22 protein-coding genes are annotated in these 23856 nt (G+C 73.5%); 17 read left to right on the top strand and 5 right to left on the bottom strand.

Going from position 1 to position 23856, the window contains the following annotated elements:
- Nucleotides 1–187: 187 nt before the first annotated feature.
- The 8 genes from dop (at nucleotide 188) to ABZ793_RS14460 (ending at nucleotide 7028) form a co-directional block, all read left to right on the top strand.
- Entirely contained in the window at nucleotides 188–1705 is a 1518-nt protein-coding gene (gene dop, locus ABZ793_RS14495) for a depupylase/deamidase Dop (protein ID WP_350704279.1), read from the top strand.
- A gap of 104 nt (nucleotides 1706–1809) precedes the next feature.
- The gene (locus ABZ793_RS14490; protein WP_088993750.1) at nucleotides 1810–2025 is read left to right on the top strand and encodes a ubiquitin-like protein Pup; all 216 of its coding nucleotides are present in this window, start codon (nucleotides 1810–1812) and stop codon (nucleotides 2023–2025) included.
- A gap of 57 nt (nucleotides 2026–2082) precedes the next feature.
- Nucleotides 2083–2700, top strand: coding sequence for an endonuclease VII domain-containing protein (locus tag ABZ793_RS14485; RefSeq protein ID WP_357456911.1), 618 nt, complete (start codon nucleotides 2083–2085; stop codon nucleotides 2698–2700).
- Nucleotides 2619–3458: a proteasome subunit beta gene (gene prcB, locus ABZ793_RS14480; protein WP_350704275.1), complete on the top strand. Its 840-nt coding sequence runs from the start codon at nucleotides 2619–2621 to the stop codon at nucleotides 3456–3458. Before ABZ793_RS14485 ends, prcB begins: the two co-directional genes overlap by 82 nt.
- 62 nt (nucleotides 3459–3520) lie before the next feature.
- Complete coding sequence (gene prcA / locus ABZ793_RS14475; RefSeq protein WP_357456908.1) at nucleotides 3521–4351, top strand: proteasome subunit alpha; 831 nt, start codon at nucleotides 3521–3523, stop codon at nucleotides 4349–4351.
- Between the two features lie 353 nt (nucleotides 4352–4704).
- Nucleotides 4705–6063, top strand: coding sequence for a Pup--protein ligase (gene pafA, locus ABZ793_RS14470; RefSeq protein WP_350685647.1), 1359 nt, complete (start codon nucleotides 4705–4707; stop codon nucleotides 6061–6063).
- 69 nt (nucleotides 6064–6132) lie between these two features.
- A complete protein-coding gene (locus tag ABZ793_RS14465; protein WP_350704269.1) occupies nucleotides 6133–6318 on the top strand; it encodes a hypothetical protein in 186 nt (61 codons plus the stop codon).
- A 161-nt stretch (nucleotides 6319–6479) separates the two neighbouring features.
- A complete protein-coding gene (locus ABZ793_RS14460) occupies nucleotides 6480–7028 on the top strand; it encodes a carboxymuconolactone decarboxylase family protein (protein ID WP_357457081.1) in 549 nt (182 codons plus the stop codon).
- 54 nt (nucleotides 7029–7082) lie between these two features.
- Here the strand turns inward: ABZ793_RS14460 and ABZ793_RS14455 are convergent, their stop codons facing one another.
- Both ABZ793_RS14455 and ABZ793_RS14450 read right to left on the bottom strand, forming a co-directional pair.
- Nucleotides 7083–8168 carry a DUF3866 family protein gene (locus ABZ793_RS14455; RefSeq protein ID WP_357456906.1) on the bottom strand — a complete coding sequence of 362 codons (1086 nt, stop codon included), beginning with the start codon at nucleotides 8166–8168 and terminating at the stop codon, nucleotides 7083–7085.
- 139 nt (nucleotides 8169–8307) lie between these two features.
- Nucleotides 8308–9270 carry a cation diffusion facilitator family transporter gene (locus ABZ793_RS14450; RefSeq protein ID WP_357456904.1) on the bottom strand — a complete coding sequence of 321 codons (963 nt, stop codon included), beginning with the start codon at nucleotides 9268–9270 and terminating at the stop codon, nucleotides 8308–8310.
- 123 nt (nucleotides 9271–9393) lie between these two features.
- On the opposite strand from ABZ793_RS14450, the gene ABZ793_RS14445 reads away from it, so the two are divergent.
- The 5 genes from ABZ793_RS14445 (at nucleotide 9394) to tatC (ending at nucleotide 13166) form a co-directional block, all read left to right on the top strand.
- Nucleotides 9394–10392 (top strand): WYL domain-containing protein, encoded by a 999-nt coding sequence (locus tag ABZ793_RS14445; protein WP_357456902.1) that lies wholly within the window; start codon nucleotides 9394–9396, stop codon nucleotides 10390–10392.
- Entirely contained in the window at nucleotides 10389–11453 is a 1065-nt protein-coding gene (locus tag ABZ793_RS14440; protein ID WP_357456899.1) for a YafY family protein, read from the top strand. The genes ABZ793_RS14445 and ABZ793_RS14440 overlap by 4 nt, the downstream gene beginning before the upstream one ends.
- Before the next feature lie 10 nt (nucleotides 11454–11463).
- On the top strand, nucleotides 11464–11712 hold the full coding sequence (locus ABZ793_RS14435) for a hypothetical protein (protein WP_357456897.1): 249 nt from the start codon (nucleotides 11464–11466) through the stop codon (nucleotides 11710–11712).
- 198 nt (nucleotides 11713–11910) lie between these two features.
- Complete coding sequence (gene tatA / locus ABZ793_RS14430) at nucleotides 11911–12198, top strand: Sec-independent protein translocase subunit TatA (RefSeq protein ID WP_357456895.1); 288 nt, start codon at nucleotides 11911–11913, stop codon at nucleotides 12196–12198.
- A gap of 17 nt (nucleotides 12199–12215) precedes the next feature.
- Complete coding sequence (gene tatC / locus ABZ793_RS14425; RefSeq protein WP_357456893.1) at nucleotides 12216–13166, top strand: twin-arginine translocase subunit TatC; 951 nt, start codon at nucleotides 12216–12218, stop codon at nucleotides 13164–13166.
- Between the two features lie 136 nt (nucleotides 13167–13302).
- Here the strand turns inward: tatC and ABZ793_RS14420 are convergent, their stop codons facing one another.
- Entirely contained in the window at nucleotides 13303–13437 is a 135-nt protein-coding gene (locus ABZ793_RS14420) for a hypothetical protein (RefSeq protein ID WP_357456891.1), read from the bottom strand.
- A gap of 165 nt (nucleotides 13438–13602) precedes the next feature.
- On the opposite strand from ABZ793_RS14420, the gene ABZ793_RS14415 reads away from it, so the two are divergent.
- Together ABZ793_RS14415 and ABZ793_RS14410 are read left to right on the top strand one after the other, a co-directional pair.
- Entirely contained in the window at nucleotides 13603–13767 is a 165-nt protein-coding gene (locus tag ABZ793_RS14415) for a hypothetical protein (RefSeq protein ID WP_357456889.1), read from the top strand.
- On the top strand, nucleotides 13755–14687 hold the full coding sequence (locus ABZ793_RS14410) for a diacylglycerol kinase family protein (protein WP_357456887.1): 933 nt from the start codon (nucleotides 13755–13757) through the stop codon (nucleotides 14685–14687). Before ABZ793_RS14415 ends, ABZ793_RS14410 begins: the two co-directional genes overlap by 13 nt.
- A 42-nt stretch (nucleotides 14688–14729) precedes the next feature.
- Here ABZ793_RS14410 and ABZ793_RS14405 read toward each other — a convergent pair whose 3' ends face one another.
- Nucleotides 14730–15446: a TetR/AcrR family transcriptional regulator gene (locus ABZ793_RS14405; RefSeq protein ID WP_357456885.1), complete on the bottom strand. Its 717-nt coding sequence runs from the start codon at nucleotides 15444–15446 to the stop codon at nucleotides 14730–14732.
- Nucleotides 15447–15506: 60 nt separating this feature from the next.
- Nucleotides 15507–16280 carry an HAD-IA family hydrolase gene (locus ABZ793_RS14400; protein ID WP_357456883.1) on the bottom strand — a complete coding sequence of 258 codons (774 nt, stop codon included), beginning with the start codon at nucleotides 16278–16280 and terminating at the stop codon, nucleotides 15507–15509.
- Nucleotides 16281–16366: 86 nt separating this feature from the next.
- Here ABZ793_RS14400 and ABZ793_RS14395 point away from each other — a divergent pair, with 86 nt between their 5' ends.
- Nucleotides 16367–19216 carry a DEAD/DEAH box helicase gene (locus ABZ793_RS14395; protein WP_357456881.1) on the top strand — a complete coding sequence of 950 codons (2850 nt, stop codon included), beginning with the start codon at nucleotides 16367–16369 and terminating at the stop codon, nucleotides 19214–19216.
- 381 nt (nucleotides 19217–19597) lie between these two features.
- Nucleotides 19598–23851: a LamG-like jellyroll fold domain-containing protein gene (locus ABZ793_RS14390; protein ID WP_357456879.1), complete on the top strand. Its 4254-nt coding sequence runs from the start codon at nucleotides 19598–19600 to the stop codon at nucleotides 23849–23851.
- Nucleotides 23852–23856 lie beyond the last annotated feature (5 nt).

The following is a 23856-nucleotide window of genomic DNA, read 5'->3' as shown; positions in this document are numbered from 1 at the left end:
GTACCTCTGACCCACACCCGCCGGGGGCCCGCGGCGCGACGCGCCGCGGGCCCCGTCCCGTCCGCACCCACCCGTCCCCGCCCGGCCCGCGCCTGCCGCCCCGGTCCGGCGCGCCCCCATCCGCCGCGCGGCCGACTACGCTCGACGTGACGGGGGACCGGGTCGGGCGAGCGAAGCAGGTAGGTCGATGAGCGTAAGACGGATCATGGGCACCGAGGTCGAGTACGGCATCTCCGTGCCCGGCCAGGCCGGCGCCAACCCCATGGTCACCTCCTCCCAGGTGGTCAACGCCTACGGGGCGCGCCCGGAACTCAACCGGGGCGGCCGGGCCCGCTGGGACTACGAGGAGGAGTCGCCGCTGCGGGACGCGCGCGGCTTCACCTACTCCGGCGCCGCGTACGACCCGGCCGAGGCGCTCGCCGACGAGGACCTCGGGCTGGCCAACGTGATACTCACCAACGGCGCGCGGCTCTACGTCGACCACGCCCACCCGGAATACTCCACACCCGAGGTGACCAACCCGCGGGACCTGGTGCGCTGGGACAAGGCGGGGGAGCGGGTGATGGCCGAGGCGGCCCGCCGCGCCGCCACCATCCCGGGCACCCAGCCCATCCACCTCTACAAGAACAACACCGACAACAAGGGCGCCAGCTACGGCTCCCACGAGAACTACCTGATGCGCCGCCAGACGGCCTTCGCCGACATCGTGGCGTACCTGACGCCGTTCTTCGTGACCCGGCAGATCGTCTGCGGCGCCGGCCGCGTCGGCATCGGGCAGGACGGCGGGCAGACCGGTTTCCAGATCTCCCAGCGCGCCGACTTCTTCGAGGTCGAGGTCGGCCTGGAGACCACCCTCAAGCGGCCGATCATCAACACCCGCGACGAGCCGCACGCCGACGCCGACAAGTACCGGCGGCTGCACGTCATCATCGGCGACGCGAACCTGTCGGAGATCTCCACCTATCTCAAGGTCGGCACCACCGCGCTGATCCTCACCATGATCGAGGAGAAGGCGCTCGGCTCCGACCTGGGCATCGCCGACCCGGTCAGCGAGCTGCGCGCGGTCAGCCACGACCCGTCGCTCACCCACCTGATGCGGCTGCGCGACGGGCGGCGACTCACCGCCCTGGACGTGCAGTGGGCGTACTACGAGCGGGTGCGGTCCTTCGTGGACGACCGATACGGCGCCGACGCCGACGAGCAGACCCTGGACGTGCTCGCCCGCTGGGAGAGCGTGCTGGACCGGCTGGGCCGCGACGTCATGCTCTGCGCCGACGAACTGGACTGGGTGGCGAAGCTACGGCTGCTGGAGGGCTACCGGGAGCGCGAGAAGCTCGGCTGGGGCTCGCACAAGCTCCAGTTGGTCGACCTGCAGTACTCGGACGTCCGCCCGGAGAAGGGCCTCTACCACCGGCTGGTCTCCCGGGGAGCGATGAAGACCCTGCTCGACGACGAGCAGACCCGCACCGCGATGACCGAGCCGCCGGAGGACACCCGCGCCTACTTCCGCGGCCGCTGCCTGGCCCAGTACGCCTCTGAGGTGGTCGCGGCCAGCTGGGACTCGGTCATCTTCGACGTGGGCCGGGAGTCGCTGGTGCGGGTGCCGATGATGGAGCCCGAGCGCGGCACCCGCAAGCACGTCGGCGCGCTCTTCGACCGCTGCCCCAGCGCGAAGGACCTGCTCGAGACCCTCACCGGCGGCTGATCGGCGTGGACGGATTCCCGCCGCGTGCCGAAGCCGGCGCGCGGCGGGCTTTTCGTCGCCTCCGCGAGGTAAGTTGATCGCAGGCGATCGTGGAGGAGGCAGCAATGGCCACTCGTGACAGCGGCGGGCAGTCGCAGTCGGGCAAGTCCCGGCAGGGCGAGGAGATCGAGGACGTCACCACCGAGGCGAACCCGGAGGTCGCCGAGCGGCACGCCGAGATCACCGAGGACGTCGACGACCTGCTCGACGAGATCGACTCCGTCCTGGAGGAGAACGCCGAGGAATTCGTGCGCGGCTATGTCCAGAAAGGGGGGGAGTGATACCTTATGTCCGATACGCCTAGCGCGTCGGACAAGGTGTGCTCCCAGTGTCACCGGTTGCTGCCCGTCGCCGAGTTCCATCGGAACCGGCGGCGGGTGGACGGTCTGGCCTACTACTGCAAGTCCTGCGCGGCGGCCCGCTCCATGGCGAGCCGCCGCAAGCGCGGCATCGCGCCGCAGAAGCGCTCCACCCTGCCGGTCGGTGAGGGCCTGAAGTGGTGTCCGGACTGCGAGCAGGTCAAGCCGATGGAGGACTTCCCGAGGGCCACCAAGGGCAGCGGGCGGCACAGCTACTGCAAGCCGTGCCACAACGCGCGGGGCAGGGAGACCGCCCAGCGGCTCTACGGCGGCACGCGGGAATACCACCTGCGGCGGCGTTACGGGATCGGTGAGAAGGAGTTTCAGGAGCTCCTGGCCGAGCAGGGCGGCGTCTGCGCGATCTGCGGCACGCCGGACCCCCGACATCTGGACCACGATCATCGCACCGGCTGGGTGCGCGGGATATTGTGCTTCAACTGCAACGGTGGTCTCGGCCAGTTCCGTGACGATCAGTCGCGACTGGCCGGGGCGATCACATATCTGAGAGGAACCACGTGGCAGCGGGTTTTGATCCATCCGGGCGTCTACCAGATGTGTTCACCAACGCGGGGACGTCCTCCTTCACCTCGTTCCTGAGCAAGGTGGCCCCCGAGATGCTGCCCGGCCGACGGCCGCTGCCGCCGGGCATGGCCGCCGACATGGCGCCACACGCGACGACCATCGTGGCCATCTCGGCCGTAGGCGGCGTCGTGATGGCGGGCGACCGGCGGGCCACCATGGGCAACCTGATCGCCCAGCGCGACATCGAGAAGGTGCACCCGGCCGACGCGTACTCCCTGGTGGGCATCGCGGGCACGGCGGGCATCGGCATCGAGCTGATGCGACTGTTCCAGGTGGAGCTGGAGCACTACGAGAAGATCGAGGGCGCGATGCTCTCGCTCGACGGCAAGGCCAACCGGCTCGCCTCGATGATCCGCGGCAACCTGGGCGCCGCCATGCAGGGCCTGGCGGTGATCCCGCTCTTCGCCGGCTTCGACCTGGCCGCGAAGGACCCGGCGCGGGCCGGCCGCATCTTCAGCTTCGACGTCACCGGCGGCCCCTACGAGGAGACCGGCTACGACGCGATCGGCTCCGGTTCGTTGTTCGCCCGCTCCGCGCTGAAGAAGCGCTTCCAGCCGGGTCTCTCGATCGACGAGGCGGTCCGGCTCGCGGTCGAGGCGCTCTACGACGCGGCCGACGACGACACCGCCACCGGCGGGCCGGACCTGATCCGCCGGATCTACCCGGTGGTGATGACGGCGACGGCGGAGGGCACCCACCGGCTCACCGACGAGGAGATGTCGGCGATCGCCGAGAGCGTGGTCTCCGGCCGGATGGAGAACCCGGGCGGTTGATCCGCTCCCGCCCGCACCAGTCAGCAGCCGTCAGCACAGCGCCCTGAAGGAGAACCGCCGCCGTGGCCATGCAGTTCTACGCCTCGCCCGAGCAGATCATGCGCGACCGCTCCGAGCTGGCCCGCAAGGGCATCGCCCGGGGCCGCAGCGCGGTCGTCCTGAGCTACGAGGGCGGGGTGCTCTTCGTCGCCGAGAACCTCTCCAGCGCCCTGCACAAGGTCAGTGAGATCTACGACCGGATCGGCTTCGCCGCCGTCGGTCGCTACAACGAGTTCGAGAACCTGCGCCGCGCCGGCGTGCGGATGGCCGACCTGAACGGCCTGAGCTACGACCGGCGCGACGTCACCGGCCGGGCCCTGGCGAACGCCTTCGCGCAGACCCTGGGCGCCATCTTCACCGAGCAGTCGAAGCCGTTCGAGGTGGAGATCTGCGTGGCCGAGGTCGGTGCCAGCGCCGAGGACGACGAGCTCTACCGGCTCACCTACGACGGCTCCGTCAACGACGAGCCGGGCCGGATGGCGATGGGCGGGCAGGCCGAGGCGATCACCGGCGTGCTGAAGTCCCACCACCGTCCGGACATGTCGCTGGGCGAGGCGGTGAAGGTCGCGGTGCAGGCGCTGGGCAGCGTCGGGGGCGAGGGCGGCGCGTCCCGCACCATCGCCGCGAACCAGCTGGAGGTGGCGGTCCTGGACCGGCGCCGGGTGGGACGGACGTTCCGCCGCATCACCGGGGCGGCGCTGACCGCCCTGCTCGACGGCGGCACGGCCGAGGAGCCGGTCGTGCCGGTCCGTCCGGAGACCCCGACCGCGCCGACCGGGGAGGCGGGGAAGCCCACCACGTCGGCCGGCTCGGCGGACCTGGAGGGCCAGCAGCCGGAGGCCCCCGAGGCGTAGCGGAGTCGGTCGCGCGGGCGTCGGGGCCGTGGGCCCGGGCGCCCGCGCGGTCGTCGTACGCCCGCAGTTCGACGCTCCGGCCGCGGCGGGCCCGGTCCCGACCGACCCGCGTGGATCAACCGGTCCGGAGGTTGCGCGCACCGGCGTGACGCCGTCCCCTTCGTGCCGCTGCGCCCCGTGCGGCGGCATGGTCCACCTGGGACGCGCCGGCGGGGCGTACGGCGAGGGTCGTGCCCGGGTGACGGTGGGGCCGGCGCGCCGGCGTGGCCCCCGGCGGGCCGGCGGGTGTTCCCGGCGTGAGACGACGTGGTGAGCGCTGCCCATCTGGGGCCTCGGGCGGCTAATGTCTCATCATGGAGCGGCGAATCTTCGGCCTTGAGACCGAGTACGGCGTCACCTGCACCTACCGCGGGCAGCGGCGGCTGTCCCCCGACGAGGTCGCCCGGTACCTCTTCCGCCGAGTGGTGTCCTGGGGCCGGTCGAGCAACGTGTTCCTGCGCAACGGCGCCCGGCTCTACCTCGACGTCGGCTCGCACCCGGAGTACGCCACCCCGGAGTGCGACTCGGTGGTGGACCTGGTCGCGCACGACCGGGCCGGCGAGCGGATCCTGGAGGGGCTGCTGGTCGACGCGGAGAAGCGGTTGCACGACGAGGGCATCGCGGGCGAGATCTACCTGTTCAAGAACAACACCGACTCGGCCGGAAACTCGTACGGCTGCCACGAGAACTACCTGGTCTCCCGGCACGGCGAGTTCGGCCGGCTGGCCGACGTGCTGATTCCGTTCCTGGTCACGCGGCAGTTGATCTGCGGCGCGGGCAAGGTGTTGCAGACGCCGCGCGGGGCGGTCTACTGCCTGTCGCAGCGGGCCGAGCACATCTGGGAGGGCGTCTCGTCGGCGACCACCCGGAGCCGGCCGATCATCAACACGCGGGACGAGCCGCACGCGGACGCGGAGCGCTACCGCCGGCTGCACGTGATCGTCGGCGACTCCAACATGAACGAGGTCACGACGCTGCTCAAGGTCGGCACCGCCGACATCGTGCTGCGGATGATCGAGGCCGGGGTGGTGATGCGGGACCTGACGCTGGAGAACCCGATCCGGGCGATCCGTGAGGTGTCGCACGACATCACGGGCCGGCGCAAGGTGCGGCTGTCCTCCGGCAAGGAGGTCAGCGCGTTGGAGATCCAGCAGGAATACCTGGCGAAGGCGACCGAGTTCGTGGAGCGGCGCGGTGGCGACCAGACCGCCAAGCGGGTGGTGGAGTTGTGGGGTCGGGTGCTGCGCGCGGTGGAGACCGGCGACCTGGAGCCGGTGGCCCGGGAGATCGACTGGGTGACCAAGCTGCGGCTGATCGAGCGCTACCAGCGCAAGCACGACCTGCCGCTGTCGCACCCGCGGGTCGCCCAGATGGATCTCGCCTACCACGACCTGCGTCGGGGCCGGGGCCTCTACGGGCTGCTGGAGCGGCGCGGCGAGGTGGACCGGGTGGCCACCGACCCGGAGATCTTCGAGGCGAAGGAGACTCCGCCGCAGACGACCCGGGCCCGGCTGCGCGGCGAGTTCATCCGGCACGCCCAGGAGAAGCGGCGTGACTTCACCGTCGACTGGGTGCACCTGAAGCTGAACGACCAGGCGCAGCGCACGGTGCTCTGCAAGGATCCGTTCCGGGCGTACGACGAGCGGGTGGAGCGGCTGATCGCCAGCATGTGACGGTGCGGGCCGGCCCGGTGTGGTGGTGACCGCCTGCCGGGTCGGCCGGCCCGGTAGGCTGACCGCGCCATGACGACTTCCGAACCTCCTGACAGCGGCCGGGCGCGGCAGAACTGGGTCGAGCGCCGCCGCGAGAAGATCCGCGCCGAGATCGAGCGCAACCGGCGCGGCGAGTACACGGTGCCGACCTGGGTGCTGGCGCTCGCGCTGGTGCTGATCGTGGGCGCCTGGCTCACCCTGATCTTCATGGCCTGACCGGGCCCGGCGGCGCTGGTCGTCACGGCCTGACGCGGCCCCGGCGGCACCGCAAGCTCGAAGTGGCCTCGGCCCGGCGGTGCTGGGACGATCGTCCCGTTCGGCGTTGTCGGTCCGTGGACCGGGCACGCCCCGCCGCGGCGGCAAGGGATGGTGACGTCATCGCACACATCGACCTCGGTATCGACGAGCGGGAGCATCCGGGCATCCGGGGCCCGATGCGGTTCCGGCCGGAGACGGCCAAGCCCCTCAACGCGCTGGCGGAGGCGCTGCTGCGCGCCCCGCACCCGACGCTGACGCCAGGGGAGCGGGAGCTGATCGCGGCGTACGTGTCGGGGCTGAACGAGTGCCGGTTCTGCTGCGCGACGCACTCCGCCTTCGCGGCGGCGCAGCTCCCCTCCGGTATGCCGCTGGTGGGCCGGGTCCTCGTCGATCCGGTGGACGCGGAGGTCAGCGACAAGCTGCGGGCGCTGCTGCGCATCGCCGAGGCCGTGCAGCGCAGCGGCCGGGACGTGACGGTGGACCTGGTGGAGGCCGCCCGGGGTGCCGGCGCGACGGACCTGGAGATCCACGACACGGTCCTGATCGCGGCGGCGTTCTGCATGTACAACCGCTACGTGGACGGGTTGGGCACCCTGGTCCCGGACGACCCGGCGGTGTACGAGAAGGCCGCCGAGCGCATCGTGCGGCAGGGCTACCTGGCGACCTGAAGCCGGCCGCCGGGCACGTCGGTCGTCGGGCGTCCGGGTCGGGCGCGGGCCGGGTCAGGTCAGCAGGCGGGCGGCGTGCCGGCCGGCCGCGGCGGCGGCCAGGAAGTACGCGTGGTCGGCGTCGAGGCCCCGGCCCATGGTGGACAGCGGCACCGGCGTCGCCCGCAGCGCGGCGTCGAGCCCGTCGGTGGGCACCCGGACGACGGTGTGCCGCACCGCGAGGGGGGCCAGCGCGGCGTCCACCTCGCGGGCCAGCGCCGGGTCCAGCCCGTCGGGCACCACCAGTTCGGCGGGGGCGAGGGCCACCCGGCCGTACGCGGTGAGGCTGTGGTGCGACACGCCCCGGTGGCGGGGCCGGGGGTCGGCGTCGGAGATCCGCAGCGACCCGACCGGGCGCCCGCCAAGCGTGGCGACGGCGTTGACGGCCTCGCCGACGGCGACGCCGGAGAAGCCCCACCGGGTGCCGGTGCCGAGGTTGCCGGGCCCCTGGGCGACGATCGCCACGTCGGCGCCTAGGACGTGGCGGGCGGCCAGCAGACCGCTGTGCACGGTGCTCGCCTCCAGGTCGCCGCCGAACGCCTGGCCGACGCTGACCGTGCCGGCGAGGTGGTCGCGCAGCCCGGCGAGGGTGCGGGAGAACCAGGCCGGCAGCGCCCCGCCGTCGGTCAGCACGTACGCCACCCGGGCGTCCGGGGCGTCGGCGTGGATGCCGGCCAGGATCGCCGGCAGCGCGGAGTGCAGGTCGGCGGTGACGACCGGCAGGCCGCCCAGGTCGTCGGCGGCGGCCAGGACCTCGCGGTGCGGGGACGCCTCCTCGTCGACGCCGAGCAGGATCGGCTGCAGCGGGGTGTAGCGGGCCTTGACGAGGTGACCGGCGTCGCGGGTGTCGAGGGCCTGTGGCGGGTCCGGCGGCAGCCGGTCGGGCAGTGCCACGACCAGGGCGTACCCGCCGGTGCCGAGGCCCATCAGCAGCGCGCCGGCGTTGAGCAGCACCCGGTCGCCGGGTTCGGGTCGGCCGACCAGTTCGGGGTAGGCCAGGGCGCGGATCGTGGCGCCGTCGGGCAGGTCGACGTCGAGTTCCACCGCCCCGGTCCATTGCCGCCGCAGCGCCGTCACCGTTCCGGACCGCCATCGCACCATGCCCGGCACGCTAGCGTCGCCGCCCCGGCCGGCCGCGCCCGGGGGCGGCCGGGCAACGGCGCCGTGGGGGCGGCTGGAGAAAGCAGGGCGGCTCGGCTCGGGGCGAGCAGGTCGGCGCGGCCCGGGGAGGGCAGGGCGGTCAGTCGGTGGGGGCGTCCGGCCGCCGGGCGTCGCCGCGTGGGGCGCCGGTGGGGTCGAGGAAGACGTACCGGATCTGCGGGTAGCGGGCGGTGAGGCGGCGCTCGGCCTCGTCGGCAACGGCCTCGATGGTCGCGCCGCTCGCCTCGTCGTCGAAGTCCAGCTTCGCGGCGACCAGGACGTCGGCCGGGCCGAGCTGCATGGTCAGCAGCGTGTCGAGTCGGCGCACGGTGGCCAGCCCGGCGAGTTCGCCGGCGATCTCGCGGTGCACCCGCTCGGGCACCGCCCGACCGACCAGCAGCGAGATGTTGCTGCGGGCCAGGACGGTGGCGACCACGAGCAGCAGCACCCCGATCAGGATGGAGGCCAGGCCGTCCCACAGCTCCTCGCCGGTGAGCTGGGACAGGGCCAGCCCGACGGCGGCCAGCACCAACCCGATCAGGGCCGCGGCGTCCTCGAAGAACACCGCCTTGACGGCGGGGTCGGCGGTCAGCCGCAGGAACCGGCGCGGTGTGGTGTGCAACTGCAGGGACTCGGTGCGGATCTGGCGTACGGCGCGGGCCAGCGAGACCGACTCGATGGCGAACGACACGGCCAGCACGACGTACGCGGCCAGGTAGTCGTTCCTGTGCTCGTGCACCAGGATGGTGGTGACGCCGTGGGTGATGGCGAAGCCGGCGCCGGCGACGAACGTGAACACCGCCGCCAGGAAGGCCCAGACGTAGCTCTCCTTCCCGTACCCGAACGGGTGGCGGGCGTCTGCCGGGCGCGCCCCGCGCCGCAGCGCGAGGTAGAGCAGCACCTCGGTGGTGGTGTCGGCGACGGAGTGCACGGCCTCGGAGAGCATCGCCGCCGATCCGGAGATCAGCCCGGCGATCAGCTTGGCGACGGCGATGGCGAGGTTGGCGGCCCCGGCGACCACGACGGTGCCGACGCTTTCCGTCTTGACTTCCGGCCGCGCCACCAGGCCACTGTATGACCGCCGGACGTGCCGTGCGGGCTGACCGGACGCGGGGCCGTGCGACGCGACCCACGTGGTGCCCGCGTGGGTGCACGTGCCCGGAGCGCGGGCTGCTAGCGTCTACCCGTGTCGCGGACCCGCACCGAACGCCTGGTCAACCTGGTGATCTGCCTGCTGTCCACGCGACGGTTCCTGACCGCCGCGCAGATCGCCGCGACCGTGCCCGGCTACGAGCACGATCCGGAGGACGCGCGCGACCACGAGGCGTTCCAGCGTAAGTTCGAGCGGGACAAGGCCGAGCTGCGTGAGCTGGGCGTGCCGCTGGAGACCGGGACGGCGAGCGTCTTCGACGCGGAGCCCGGCTACCGGATCGCCCACCGCGAGTACGCGTTGCCGGACATTCCCCTCGAACCGGACGAGGCCGCCGCGGTGGGCATCGCCGCGCGGCTGTGGCAGCACGCCGGGCTGGCCGCCGCCGCCTCCTCCGGGCTGGCGAAGCTGCGCGCCGCCGGCGTCGACGTGGACCCGCAGGCCACGCTGGGCCTGGAGCCGATGGTGACGGTGGACCCGGCGTTCGCGCCGCTCACCGCCGCCGCCCGGGACCGGCGGGAGGTCACCTTCGACTACCGGGTGCCCGACCGCGACGAGCCGAACCGCCGCCGGTTGCAGCCGTGGGGTGTGGTCTGCTGGCGGGGCCGGTGGTACGTGGTCGGCCACGACCTCGACCGCGAGGCGACCCGCTGCTTCCGGCTGTCGCGGGTGGTCGGCGCGGTCCGGGTGACAGGCGCGCCGGGCGGCTACGAGCCGCCGGCCGGGGTCGACCTGATCAGTCACGTGGCCCGCTGGTCGGGGCCGGTGGAGCGCACCGGGCGGGCCACCGTGCTGGCCGCCCCGGGCCGCGCCGCCGGGCTGCGCCGCTGGGCGGTCGGCGTCACCACCGGGCCCGACGGCGACCGGCTCGTCCTGCCGTACGCCGACGTGGACGTCCTCGCCGGCCAGCTCGTCGGCTACGGTCCGGACGTGCGGGTGCTCGACCCGCCCGAGGTGCGGGAAGCGGTCATCCAGCGGCTCAAGGAGATCGCGGCCCGGCACGACGACCTCGCCGTCGCCGGGGGTGCCCGGTGACCCGGCCGGCCGCCCGTGGCGGCTCCCGCGCGTCGGCCGACCGGCTGGCCCGGCTGCTGAACCTGGTGCCCTACCTGCTCGCCCGGCCCGGCATCGAGATCGCCGAGGCCGCCGGTGACCTGGGCGTCACCGAGCGGCAGCTGCGTGAGGACCTGGAGCTGCTGTGGGTGTGCGGGCTGCCCGGCTACGGCCCGGGCGACCTGATCGACATGGCCTTCGACGGCGACCGGGTGACCATCACCTACGACGCCGGCATCGACCGGCCGCTGCGGCTCACCCCCGACGAGGCCCTCGCGCTGGTGGTGGCGCTGCGGATGCTCGCCGAGACGCCCGGGGTGGCCAACCGGGACGCCGTGGAGCGGGCCCTCGCCAAGATCGAGAATGCGGCCGGCGACCTGGTGGCCGCGCCCGTCGAGGTCCGGCTGCCCGCCGACACCCGTCGGGTGCAGGAGCTGCGGGCCGCCGTCGAGAGCGGCCGGGCGCTGCGCATCACCTACTACACGGCGGCGCGGGACGAGAGCACGGACCGCGTCGTCGATCCGCTGCGGATGCTGATGGTCGGTGGCCGGGCGTACGTGGAGGCGTGGTGCCGCCGGGCGGAGGCGGTGCGGCTGTTCCGGGCCGACCGGATCGACGCGGTCACCGAGCTGGACGAGCCGGCGACGGTGCCGCCGCAGGCCCGCCCGCACGACCTCACCGACGGCGTGTTCCGGCCCTCGCCGGACCTGCCGTTGATCACCCTGCGGGTCGGCCGGGGCGAGCGGTGGATCACCGAGTACTACCCGTGCGAGCGGGTCGAGGCCGGCGGCGGCGACCAGTGGCTGGTCTCGCTGCGGGTCACCGACCTGGGCTGGGCCCGCCGCTTCGTGCTGGGGCTGGGGCCGGACGTCGCCGTGGTCGCCCCGGCCGAGCTGGCCGAGCAGGTCCGGGCCGCGGCGACCGCCGCGCTCGACGCGTACGCGACGCCGACCCCGGCCGCGCCCCGTCGCCCGGCGAACGGGTCGGACACGCCGCCGGCGGTTCCCTCGGCCGACCCGGCGGTGACCGCGGGCACCCAGTAGGCTGGCCGCCGTGGTGAAGTGGATCGTGCTCGCGGTGGTGCTGTTCGCGCTCGTCGTGTTGGCCCTGGCCGTCCGGCCGGTGCTGGCGCGGCTGCCCCGGCTGCGCCGCGCGGCCGTCGCCCTGCAACGCCGGGCGACCGAGGCGGAGGCGCTGCGGGACACCGCGGAGGCCCTCCAGCAGCGGGCCGAGGCCCTCCAGCAGCAGCTCGACGTTACCCACCGGCGAGTCGAGCTGATCAAGGCCAAGCGCGGCGGTTGATCGATCGGTGTCGCGTCCCTGCGCGATCCGGTCCGGTACCGCGCAGGAACGATCCGTCGGGGGAGTGTTGACGGGACATCCCGGGTTGGTCAAGACTTCACCGGCCGGGACGAACCCGGCAGGTGGCAACGGCCGTCGGCGCACGTACGATGGCTGCGGTACACCCCTCACGACGACACAGAGCGACTGGAGCTTCCCATGGGTGCCCTCAAGCCGTGGCACATCGCCGTACTCGTGGTCGTGCTGATCCTGCTCTTCGGCGCGAAGCGGCTCCCCGACGCGGCCCGTTCGCTGGGCCGGTCGCTGCGGATCATCAAGGCCGAGACCAAGAGCCTGCACGACGACGACCGCAACCTCGCCGAGAAGGCCGACGCGCAGGCCGGCTACCAGCCGCTCCCGCCGCACGCCGGTCAGCAGGCGCCCCACCAGGCCCCGCCGCAGCAGCAGCCGGTCGTTGACCCGGTGCACCGCGTCCGCGACAACTGACCGAGGGCCCGAACACCGTGGCCTTCGCTCTCCGTAAGCGCGGTCCGAGCAACTTCGAGCGGGCCGCCGACGGCTCGATGACGCTGGTCGAGCACATCCGCGAGCTGCGTAACCGGCTGTTCAAGGCGTCCCTGGCGATCCTGGTCGGGTTCGGTTTCGGCATCTGGCTCGCCGTGCCGGTACTGAACGTGCTCAAGCGGCCGTACTGTGACCTGCCGCAGGCGCAGACGACGAACGGCGCGTGCGACTTCGTCCAGCTCGGCCCGGCCGACCTGTTCCTGCTGAACCTGAAGATCGGTCTGTGGGTCGGGCTGATCATCGCCGCGCCCGTCTGGCTCTACCAGCTTTGGGCGTTCATCGCGCCGGGCCTGCACCGGCACGAGCGGCGCTACGCGTACGTCTTCACCGGGCTGGCGGCGCCGCTGTTCGCCGCCGGGGCGGTGCTGGCGTACTTCGTGACCGCGAAGGGCCTGGAGTTCCTGCTGGACATCTCCGGCAGCGACATCAACACGACGCTGGACATCACCAGGTACGTCTCGTTCGTGACGAACCTGATCCTGCTGTTCGGGGTGGCGTTCGAGTTCCCGCTGCTGGTGTTGATGCTCAACTTCGTCGGCATCGCCAGCGCGAAGCGGCTGCTGGGCTGGTGGCGGGTGGCGGTCTTCGTCTTCTTCGCCTTCTCCGCGGTGGTCACCCCGACGCCCGACCCGTTCGGGATGACGGCGCTGGCGATCTGCCTCTGCGCGCTCTACTTCGCCGCCGTCGGCGTCGCGTACCTCAACGACAAGCGCAAGGGCCGCGGCAAGGAGATCTACGCCGGCATCGACGACGACGAGGTGTCGCCGCTGGAGTTCGAGCCGGAGCCGGTCGAGGCCGGGCAGCGGGTCGACGCCAGCTCCCCGGTCGCTGCCCCGGAGCCGGTCGCCGCGCCGGCGCCGATCGACCGCCGCTACGACGACATGACCTGATCGCGGCTCGACCGCACCACCCGCGCACGACACCAGCCCCCTTCGCCGGGGGCTGGTGTCGTTTCGGGCCGGTGCCCGGCGCCCGGCGCGCCTTGCGCACGCCACCCCCGTCGTGAGCGATCCAGTCGGCAATCTGTCACCAGGCGTTCACAAGATGCGGTCGGGTGATCGCGTCATTACGATGTGTCGACGTTCCCTGCAGCGCCGCCATCCGGGCCAGCGTCCGCTCGGCGTCGACCTGCGCCGAGACCCGCCGGGCGACCCCGGCCACGACCCGGTCCTGCGCGCCGCAGGCGACCACGTCGCGGTGCCCGGCCAGCGCGGACGCCGCCGACCGGCGTTAGTCCGTTCGGGCCATGGTGGATCCAGTGCGATCAGTCATGACAGTTGATGCGTGCCGCACGGTCGGCCGTGACAAATGTCAGGAGCGCCCGGGGTGCTCGCCGGTCGCGGCGGCCGGGCCGGCGGCGATCTGGTCGTGGCCTCGCCGGCGTACGCCACCGCGTCGCCGCCCACCTCCGGCGGCTGGCGGGCGGTGTCGCCGTCGCCGGGGCGGGCGGTGCGGGCGCCCCGGTGGGTGGCGGTACGGTGCTCGCCGTGACCGCAGACGATCACCCCTCCGCCGCCGGCGGACCCGTCGCCGTGCTGGCCAACCCGACCGCCGGCCGAGGGCGGCACCGGGGGCTGCTGCCGCAGGTCCTGCACCGGCTCGCGGCCGCCGGCCGGCCGGTGCGCCTGCTGCACGCGCACACCGCCGACGAGGCCGAGGCGGCCTGCCACGCGGCGGTCGGCGACGGCGCGTCCGCCCTGGTCGCGGTGGGCGGCGACGGCACGGTGCACCGCGCGTTGCAGGCGGTCGCCGGCACGGCGGTGCCGTTCGGTCCGGTGCCGGCCGGCACCGGCAACGACTTCGCGGCCGACACCGGCTTCCCGGCCGACCCGCTCGCCGCCGTCGACGTGATCACGGCAGCGCTGCGCGACCGCCGCACCCAGCCGGTGGACCTGGCGCGGCTGACGGGAGCCGACGGCGTGCGCCGCTGGTACGGCGCGGTGCTCGCGGCCGGCTTCGACGCGATCGTCAACGAGCGCGCCAACCGGATGCGCCGGCCGCGTGGGCCGCGCCGCTACGACCTGGCGATCCTGGTGGAGTTGGCCCGGTTGCGCCCGCGCCGCTACACGCTGCGGCTCGACGGGGTGGCGCACGAGGTGGACGCCGTGATCGTGGCGGTGGGCAACTGCGCCAGCTACGGCGGCGGCATGCGGATCTGCCCCGACGCGGACCCCGCCGACGGGCTGCTCGACGTGGTGGTGGGCGGCCGGTTCGACCGGCGCACCCTGATGCGGGTCAAGCCACGCATCTACCAGGGCACCCACGTGGCGCACCCGCTGGTGCGCAGCTACCGCGCCCGTACGGTCGAGTTGAGCGCCGAGGGCATCACCACGTACGCCGACGGCGAGCGGGCGCTGGACCTCCCGGTGATCGTGACCGCCGTCCCGGCCGCCGTCCACCTGCTCCGCTGACTGTGAGGCTGGCCGGGTCGGTCCGCTCCCGCATCCTCGCGGTCAGGGGGTGGGGGTGGTGCGGACGATGCGGTCCAGCCACTCCGCGAGCAGGGCGCGCTCGGCCGGGGAGAGGTCGGTGGTCAGCCCGTCGAGGGCGGCGCGCAGCGCCACCGCGTGCCGGACCGGGTTGCCGGCCCGGGAGGTCGCCCGGGCGGCGGGGGAGTCGGTGACCAGCGCGGCGAGCACCGCCTCCCGCGTCCGGGTCGACAGGGCGGGGTCACGCCGCGGCGGCGGGGTGCGGATCAGGGCGAGGGTCACCCCGCAGGCGGCGGCGTGCAGCATCTCGGTGGCCTCGTCGACGCCCGCGCGCAGCCGGCCCGCCTCGGCCACCCGGTGCACGAGCTGGCGCAAAATGTCGGCCGCGACCCGGGCCGCGGTCGGGGTCTCGCCGGGGCGCGGGTCGCCGTACATCAGGGCGTGGCAGGCCGGGTTGGCCAGGCCGAAGCCGACGTGCAGCTCCCAGCCCCGGCGCAGGTCGTCGACCGGGTCGCCGGCGAGGTCCCGGGACGCCTCGGCGTGCAGGTACGCGGCGAACCCGTAGCTGGCCGCCGCGTCCAGCAGGCCGCGCATGTCGCCGAACTGCCGGTAGATGGTCGGCGCCTGCACCCCGGCCGCCCGGCTCACCGCGCGGGTCGAGACCGCCTCCCGGCCGCCTTCGGCGAGCAGGGCGGCGGCGGCCCGGACGATCCGGTCCCGGGGCGACGTCTCGGTGATCACGGCAACGACGATAACGCGCTCGCGTTAGCGACGGTGGCTAACACTGCTGTCGCCTCGTTGTTAGCGGTGCTGGTCGACGCCGGCCACGTCCAGCACGGTGCCCAGGCCGTTGGCGCGCCCCGCCTCGGCGGCCGGCAGCACCAGCACCCCGCACCCGGCCGCGACGGCTCCCGCGTCGGCCGGCGTGTCGCCCACCATCAGCGCGCGCTCCGGGTCGACGCCGAGCATCCCGCAGGCGCGCAGGAAGATCCCCGGGTCCGGCTTGCAGCGCCCGACCTCGTACGACAGGGCGAAGGCGTCGACCAGGTCGGCCAGCCCCCACGCCGCGAACATCGGCCGGATGTCGAAGCCGATGTTGCTGACCACGGCCACCGGGACGCCGGCGGCGCGCAGGGCGGCCAGGGTCGGCGCGGTGTCCGGGTACGGCACCCAGCCGTCGGGGACCAGCACCCGCTCGTAAAGCGCCTCGGCGAAGCCCTCGATGCCCGCGTCGACCGTCTCGGCGAGCCCCGTGTAGGCGCCGCGGTGGGCATGCGGGTAGAGATCCCGGTCGGCCCACAGCTCGGCCAGCCGGGGCGGCACCCGGGCCGGCAGGGGGCCGCCCGCCCGGCCCGCCGTCAACAGCCGGTCGGCCAGCGCGGTGGCCCGCATCCGCTCCAGCGTCACGCCGCAGGAGGCCGCGGCGGCGAGCACCCACTCGCGGGGCTCCTCCACCTGGGCCAGCGTGCCGTGGAAATCGAACAGGACCGCCTCCACGGGGCGGCGGGAAGGGCCCGGGACGACGGCGTCGTCGGCCCCGGGTGAGGCGTGGGGCGGTTCGGCATGGTCCGGCACGTCGTGCACCCTACCGACCGCCCCCGACCCCGCTGTCGGTTGGCCTTGTCACGTGGCCGCCGTCGGCACGCACTAATCTTGAGGACATGTCGAGCCCCGCCGAGCGGTACGCCGCGGCGCGCCGCCGGGCCGCGCAGGCCTCCCAGTTCCCGGCGCTGGACGAGTTCGCCCTCGATCTGGGGTTCGATCTCGACGACTTCCAGCGGGAGGCGTGCCAGGCGCTGGAGCGGGGCAGCGGCGTGCTCGTCTGCGCCCCCACCGGCGCCGGCAAGACGGTGGTCGGCGAGTTCGCCGTACACCTGGCGCTGCGCGGCGCGTCGGGACGCGAGGCCGGCGGTCCCGGCGGCGCGGGCGACGAGGTGGTGCCCGCGGCCGGCGGCGAGGCCGCTCCGGCCCCGGCCGCGCCCCGGCGGCGCAAGTGCTTCTACACCACCCCGATCAAGGCGCTGTCGAACCAGAAGTACCACGACCTGGTCGACCGCTACGGCGCCGAGCAGGTCGGTCTGCTCACCGGCGACAACGCCATCAACGGCGACGCTCCGGTGGTGGTGATGACCACCGAGGTGCTGCGCAACATGCTCTACGCCGGCTCGGCCACCCTCGAGGGCCTGGCGTACGTGGTGATGGACGAGGTGCACTACCTCGCCGACCGGTTCCGCGGCGGGGTCTGGGAAGAGGTGATCATCCACCTGCCCGCCTCCGTCACCCTGGTCTCCCTCTCGGCCACCGTGTCCAACGCCGAGGAGTTCGCCGACTGGCTGGTCACCGTGCGCGGCGAGACCGCCGTGGTGGTCAGCGAGCACCGCCCGGTGCCGCTGTGGCAGCACATGCTGGTCGGCAAGCGGATGTTCGACCTGTTCCATGACGCCGACGCCGCCCGCAAGCACGACGTGCACCCCGAGCTGCTGCGCTACACCCGCGACACCATGCGCCGGCTGGAGCTGGGCGAGGGGCGCAGCGCCGGCCCGGGCGGCGGGCGGCGCGGCCCCCGCTGGCGCGGCCCGATGCGCCCCGACATCGTCGACCGGCTGGACCGGGAGGGCCTGCTGCCGGCGATCCTGTTCATCTTCAGCCGCGCCGGCTGCGCCGCCGCCGTGCAGCAGTGCCTCGCCGCCGGGCTGCGGCTCACCTCGCCCGAGGAGCGGGCGGAGATCCGTCGGGTCGTCGAGTCCCGGGTCATCGCGATCCCGGGCGAGGACCTGACCGTGCTCGGCTACTGGGAGTGGCTCGACGGCCTCGAACGCGGCCTGGCCGCCCACCACGCCGGCATGCTGCCGGTGTTCAAGGAGGTCGTCGAGGAGCTGTTCGTCCGGGGCCTGGTGAAGGCGGTCTTCGCCACCGAGACGCTCGCCCTGGGCATCAACATGCCGGCCCGCTGCGTGGTGCTGGAGCGCCTGGTCAAGTACAACGGCGAGGCGCACGTCGACCTGACGCCCGGGGAGTACACGCAGCTCACCGGCCGCGCCGGCCGGCGCGGCATCGACGTCGAGGGGCACGCCGTCGTCGTCTGGTCCCCGGAGACCGACCCCCGGCACGTCGCCGGCCTCGCCTCCACCCGCACCTACCCGCTGCGGTCCAGCTTCCGGCCGTCGTACAACATGGCGGTCAACCTGGTCGGCACGGTGGGCGCGGAGCCGGCCCGGGCGCTGCTGGAGTCCTCCTTCGCACAGTTCCAGGCGGACCGCTCGGTGGTCGGCCTGGCCCGCCAGGTGCAGCGCAACACCGAGACCATCGAGGCGTACGGCGTGGAGGCGGCCTGCCACCACGGCGACTTCGACGAGTACTTCGCGCTGCGGGTCGCCATCGCCGACCGGGAACGGGCCATCGCCCGGCAGGGGCAGAGCCAGCGCAAGGCCGCCGCGGTGGCCTCGCTGGAGCGGCTGCGCGTCGGCGACGTGATCCGGGTGCCGTCGGGCCGGCGGGCCGGCCTGGCGGTCGTGCTCGACCCGGCCACCGGCGGCTTCGGTGAGCCCCGGCCGCTGGTGCTCACCCAGGACCGCTGGGCCGGCCGCGTCAGTCCCGGCGACTTCACCACCCCCGCCGAGGTACTGGCGCGGATCCGGGTGCCGAAGCACTTCAACCACCGGTCGCCGGCCGCCCGGCGCGACCTGGCCGCCGAGGTCAGCGGCACCGGGCTGGACCGGCACGGCGGGCGCCGCGGCGGCCGTTCCCGCCAGGCCGTCGGCGAGGACCACCGGCTCAGCCAGCTCCGCAGCGAGCTGCGTCGCCACCCCTGTCACGCCTGCCCGGACCGCGAGGAGCACGCCCGCTGGGCGGAGCGGCGCCGCCGCCTGGAGAAGGACACGGAGGAGCTGCGGCAGCGGGTGGCCGGCCGGACCGGTTCGCTGGCCCGCACGTTCGACCGGATCGTCGCGCTGCTCACCGCCCGCGGCTACCTCGCGCCCGACGGCACGGTGACCGACGCCGGCCGGATGCTCGGCCGGATCTGGACGGAGGCGGATCTGCTGGTCGCCGAGTGCCTGCGCCGGGGGGTGTGGGACGGGCTCTCCCCGGCCGAACTCGCCGCCGCCGTGTCGGTGGTGGTCTTCGAGGCCCGCCGCGACGTCGACGAGCGGGCGTCGCTGCCGCGCGGCCCCGTAGCCGAGGCGGTCGACGAGACGCTCAAGCTGTGGAGCGAGATCGAGGCGGACGAGGCGGCCCGCGGCCTGGCGGTCACCCGCGAGCCGGATCTGGGCTTCGCCTGGCCGGTCTACCGGTGGGCCCGGGGCGAGGCCCTGGCGAAGGTGCTCGCGAGCGGCCACGAGATCGACGGCGAGATGCCGGCCGGCGACTTCGTCCGATGGGCCCGGCAGGTGGTGGACCTGCTCGGTCAGCTCGCCGACTCCGGCGGCGCCTCGTCGGAGCTGAGGTCCACCGCCAGGCAGGCGATCGCCGCGGTCAACCGGGGCGTACTGGCGTACCACGCCCCGGCCTGACCCTTCACTCTCCGTGGCGGCGCGTCGGAATCCCGCGCGTCGTCGCGGGTCTGCAGCCCGGTGACGATCTTCGGCCGCGGCGGCCGAAGCGCCGCCCACTGAGCGCCGGTCGGACCGGTCGATCTCGCCGGGCCGGCGCTGGCGTTCGGCATGCCCGCGACGGGTGCGGTTCCACGTCCTTCGGCGGGTTGACCATCGTGGGCTGGATCGGGCCGTGCGCGTCGACGGTCGGCTGTCGACAGACGAATCCTCCCTGCTCACAGGCGCTCCGCGGCGCTGAAGTGCGTTCGAAGCCGTCTTGAAGTCCGCGACCGCCAGGATGTGCGCGACGTACGTGACCGAGGGGTCACGCGCGGTTGCGACGGGGAGGAGCGTGGCGGCGTGGGCCGATTGCGTGAGTGGGTCGCCGCCTCGGTGGCGGTGGTTCTGCTGGGCGGCGGTGTGGCGGTGGCATCGACGGCGCAGGCGGCACCGGATGCCGCGCGTACGGAAGAGTTGTCACCTGAGCGGGAGGCGACGGCCGCCGCGGCGGCCACCGGCGAGCGGATCGAGGTCGTGGCGTCCCGCACCGAGCGGCAGCAGGTGTTCGCCAACCCCGACGGCTCCTTCACCATGGAGCTGTCCCTCGGGCCGGAGCGGGTGCGCAGGGGCAACGGCTGGGTCGACCCCGACACCCGACTGGTGCGGCGCGCCGACGGCGCGATCGCGCCGGTTGCGCCCGCCACGGCGGTGGTGTTCTCCGGTGGGGGATCGGCGGCTCCGCTCGCGCGGCTGTCCGAGGGGGACCGCTGGATCGAGATGAGCTGGCCGGACCCGCTACCGCCGCCGCAGCTGTCCGGGGAGACCGCTACCTACCCCGAGGTGCTGCCCGGAGTGGACCTTCAGCTCACCGCGCACGCGGAGGGCTTCGCGCCGGTGCTCGTGGTCAAGACCCGCGAGGCGGCCGACAACCCCCGCGTCGCGGAGATCGACTTCGAGCTGTCGGCGCAGGGCCTGACGGTGACCGAGCAACCGGACGGCACGCTGGCGGCGCGGGACGAGGCGGGCGACGTCGTCTTCGCCTCGTCCCGGGTCGAGATGTCGGACACGCCGTCGCCGGCCGCCGCCACGACAAGCGAGGACGAGCCGACCGAGACCGTGGGGGTGGGCAACCAGGCGGTGGGCGAGCTGGAGCTGGTGGGCAGCGACCTCACGATCGTCCCGGACCAGGCTCTGCTGGACGACCCGACGACGGTGTATCCGGTCCGGATCGACCCGTGGTGGACGGCGCCACAGTACGGGTGGGCCAAGGTGTTCGCGGGCAAGCCCGACATGGCGTACTGGAACGGCGGCATGGACGGCCCCGAGGCGAAGGTCGGCTACTGCGGGTTCGCGGGCTGCAACGGCATCGGGACGGCCCGGTCGTACTTCCAGTTCGACACGAGGGCTCTGGCGGGGGCGACGCTGCTGGGCGCGGAGTTGAACATCCGGGAGATCTGGGCGCCGTCGTGTGCCCCGGCGCCGCTGCGGCTGTACCGGACCAACCCGATCGGCCAGGGCATGACGTGGAGACGTGGGCAACCGGGCTGGGGGACGAGCACGGAGCCCTGGCACCTCACGACCGTTTCCGCCGCCCACGGCTACGGCCCGTCCTGCCCGGCGAACTGGTTGGGGTTCGACCTGGGCGGCAACGTGGTCAGCCCCGGCGGCGTGACCACCTTCATGCTTCGCGCGGATGACGAGGGAACGGGCGCGAGCGCCCAGTGGAAGAAGTTCAACAGCTTCGCGAACGGTCGGTTCGCGCCGAGGCTGCTCGTCAAGTACAACTGGCCGCCGGACGTGCCGTGGCAGCTCTCCGCGTCGGCCAGCCGGACGGCACCGAGCCTCGGCTGCGCGGGCGCGGTGGACCAGGCGTTCTCTCCCACGGGCGCGCTGGCGCTGTCCGCCGTCCTCGACGATCGGGACGCACAGAACCTGTCGGCGAAGTTCGAGTGGTGGCAGTACGGCGCCAGCGCCCCGGCCGGCAGCACCCAGACGGCGGCCCAGCAGCCCGGGCTACGGCACCGGGCCGCGATCCCCGCTGGCGTCTTCGGCGACGGCAAACGGATTTCCTGGCGGGTACGGGCGTTCGACGGCGTCAACTGGAGCGGATGGTCCCGCTTCTGTCAGGTGACCGTGGACGCCACGAAGCCGGGCGCGCCGAGGCTGACCTCGACGGACTTCCCGGAGAACGGGTTCGGCGGCTACCCGGGTAAGACCGGTGCGGTCACGGTGACGGCAGCGGACGGCGACAGGGACGCGCTCGGCTTCCAGTGGAGCCTGGACTTCCAGGACTTCCCGCTGGTCTCCCTCAACTCGCCGCGCTTCGTGCCGGCCGTCAACGGCGTCGCCACGATCCGGGTCACCCCACTGAGCGACGGTCCGCACGAGCTGTACGTGCGCACGGTCGACCGGGCGCTCAACGTGTCCGCGCCCTACCGGACACCCGACGACGACGGCGGCGGGGTGCCACCGGGAGGCGGATACCACTTCCTCGTCGGCTCCGACGCTCCCGGGCAGATCGGGCACTGGCCGCTCGACGGCCGCATCGGTGCCGTCCCGAACAACAACGCACCGGACCTCACCGGCGGGCGTCCCGCCACCGTGTCCGGCATGCACCCGGAGACGGGCGCGATGTGGAGGCGCGGGCGCATCGGCGACGCGTTGGAGTTCACCGGCGCCGGGAGCGGCTACGCGGCCACCCGCGAACGCGTACTGCGCACGAACCAGACCTTCAGCGTCTCGACCTGGGCGACGCTCGGCGCCGTCGACACCGGGACCTACGCCGCTGTCTCGCAGGACGGCAGCGTGGCCTCCGGCTTCTATCTCGGTTACGTCGGTGACCAGAAGCGCTTCGCGTTCCGGATGGCGTCGGCTGACTCGACGCAGGCGCCGATAGCCCGCGCGGTCTCGACCAGGGAGCCGATAGCCGGCGTCTGGTATCACCTCGCCGGAGTCTTCGACCTCAGCACACGGGAGCTGCGGCTGTACGTCAATGGCGCGCTGAACACCGTGGCCAGGGTGGACGCGACCTGGGACGCGACCGGGCCGCTGCAGATCGGGCGCTCGAGGTACCGCAGCCAGTACACGGAACCGTGGCGCGGCCGCGTCGACGACGTCAAGGTCTGGCAGCGGGCGCTCGTGCCCACCGAGATCCGGGCGTTGGCCAACACGCCGGTGATCGAGGAGGCGTTCCTTCCCCTGGACGAGGGCGCCGGCACCCGCGTCGGTGACGTCTCCGGCAACTACCGGAACGCCACCGCGACGGGTGGGATCTCGTGGCCGCCGGGCCCGGTCGGCGACCACGCCATCGAACTCGACGGCGTTGACGACGCGGTCACCGGCACGGAGCAGGCGGTGCGCACCGACGGCAGCTTCAGCGTGACGGCCCGGGCGCGGCGGGACCCGGAGGGCACCAGTACCACCCAGACGGTGGTGAGCCAGGACGGGCCGACCGCATCGGGATTCACCCTGGGGTACGCCAACGGCAAGTGGGTCTTCGCGGTGTCCCCGGCCGACGGCGCCGCGCCGATCAAGGCGCAGGCCGACGCCGAGGACTGCGACCCCGGCCCCTCCGGAGGCTGCTACTGGGTCGACCTGGCCGGCGTGTACGACGCGGCGGCCGGTGAGGTCCGCCTCTACGTCGAGGGCGTGGAGACCGTCGCGGTGGGCGGCGTGCGCGCGCACGTGCCCGGACCCTTGACGATCGGCCGGGCCAAGTCGGCCGGGCAGGCGACCGCGTTCTTCGACGGCCGCGTCGACGACGTGCACGTCTACACCGGCGTGCTCAGCAAGGAACTCATCGTCGACCACAACGAGAGCCAGGTGACCGCGCGGCCGAACCCGTACGGCGGACAGCTCAGCCGGTTCGTCAACCACGACGGCCGACACTTCGTGAGCACCGGTCCGGTGCCGCCGGCGATGCTGTGGGAGCCCGGCCTCGGTCTGCTGGCACCCCCGGACACGCCCGGCACGCGGATGCTCTACTCCTGCCGGTACTCCGGCGGCTGGTACATGGCGGTGGTCGACACGTGCGAGGGAACCGACAAGACGCTCCTGGGCGAGATCGGCCTGGCCTACAAGAATCCGCCACCGGACCATCCGTCGTTGCCGATCTACCGCTGTGTGGTTCCGGCCACCGGAGACCACTACAGCACGCCCTACCAAGCCTGCGAGGACCCGCTGCATCGCAACGAGGGGCTCCTCGGGTACACCCTGGCCTACCGGCAGTTGGTCCGCTACGTCTCGGACGCGCCGGGGCACGACCACCTCACCGTCGGTACGCTCGCCCGCCTGCCCGCCGGCTACCAGCCGGAGGGCACACAGGGGATCATCGCGCTGACCGGCGATTCCGGAGCGAACGCCCTCTACTCCTGCGTCGACGGCACCGACGAGTTCCTGTCGACCGACCCCGCCTGCGAGGGCAAGACGGTGCGCCGCCGCGAGGGTGGCATCTGGACGCAGCCGCCGGCGTTCGCCGCCGCGACCGCGCCGTTGTACTCCTGCCGCCTCACCGAAGCCGAGGGCGGGGACCGGTTCACCTCCCTGGACGAGCAGTGCGAGGGCAGGACGACCCAGGCCAGCCGGCTCGGCTACGTCATCACGAGCCTCCACTAGGAAGG

Origin of the sequence: Micromonospora sp. NPDC047465 (genome assembly GCF_040643125.1) — a bacterium.
Taxonomy (GTDB): domain Bacteria; phylum Actinomycetota; class Actinomycetes; order Mycobacteriales; family Micromonosporaceae; genus Micromonospora.
The sequence above is the reverse complement of the archived record's forward strand: the minus strand, read 5'-3'. Positions and strand labels throughout refer to the sequence as shown.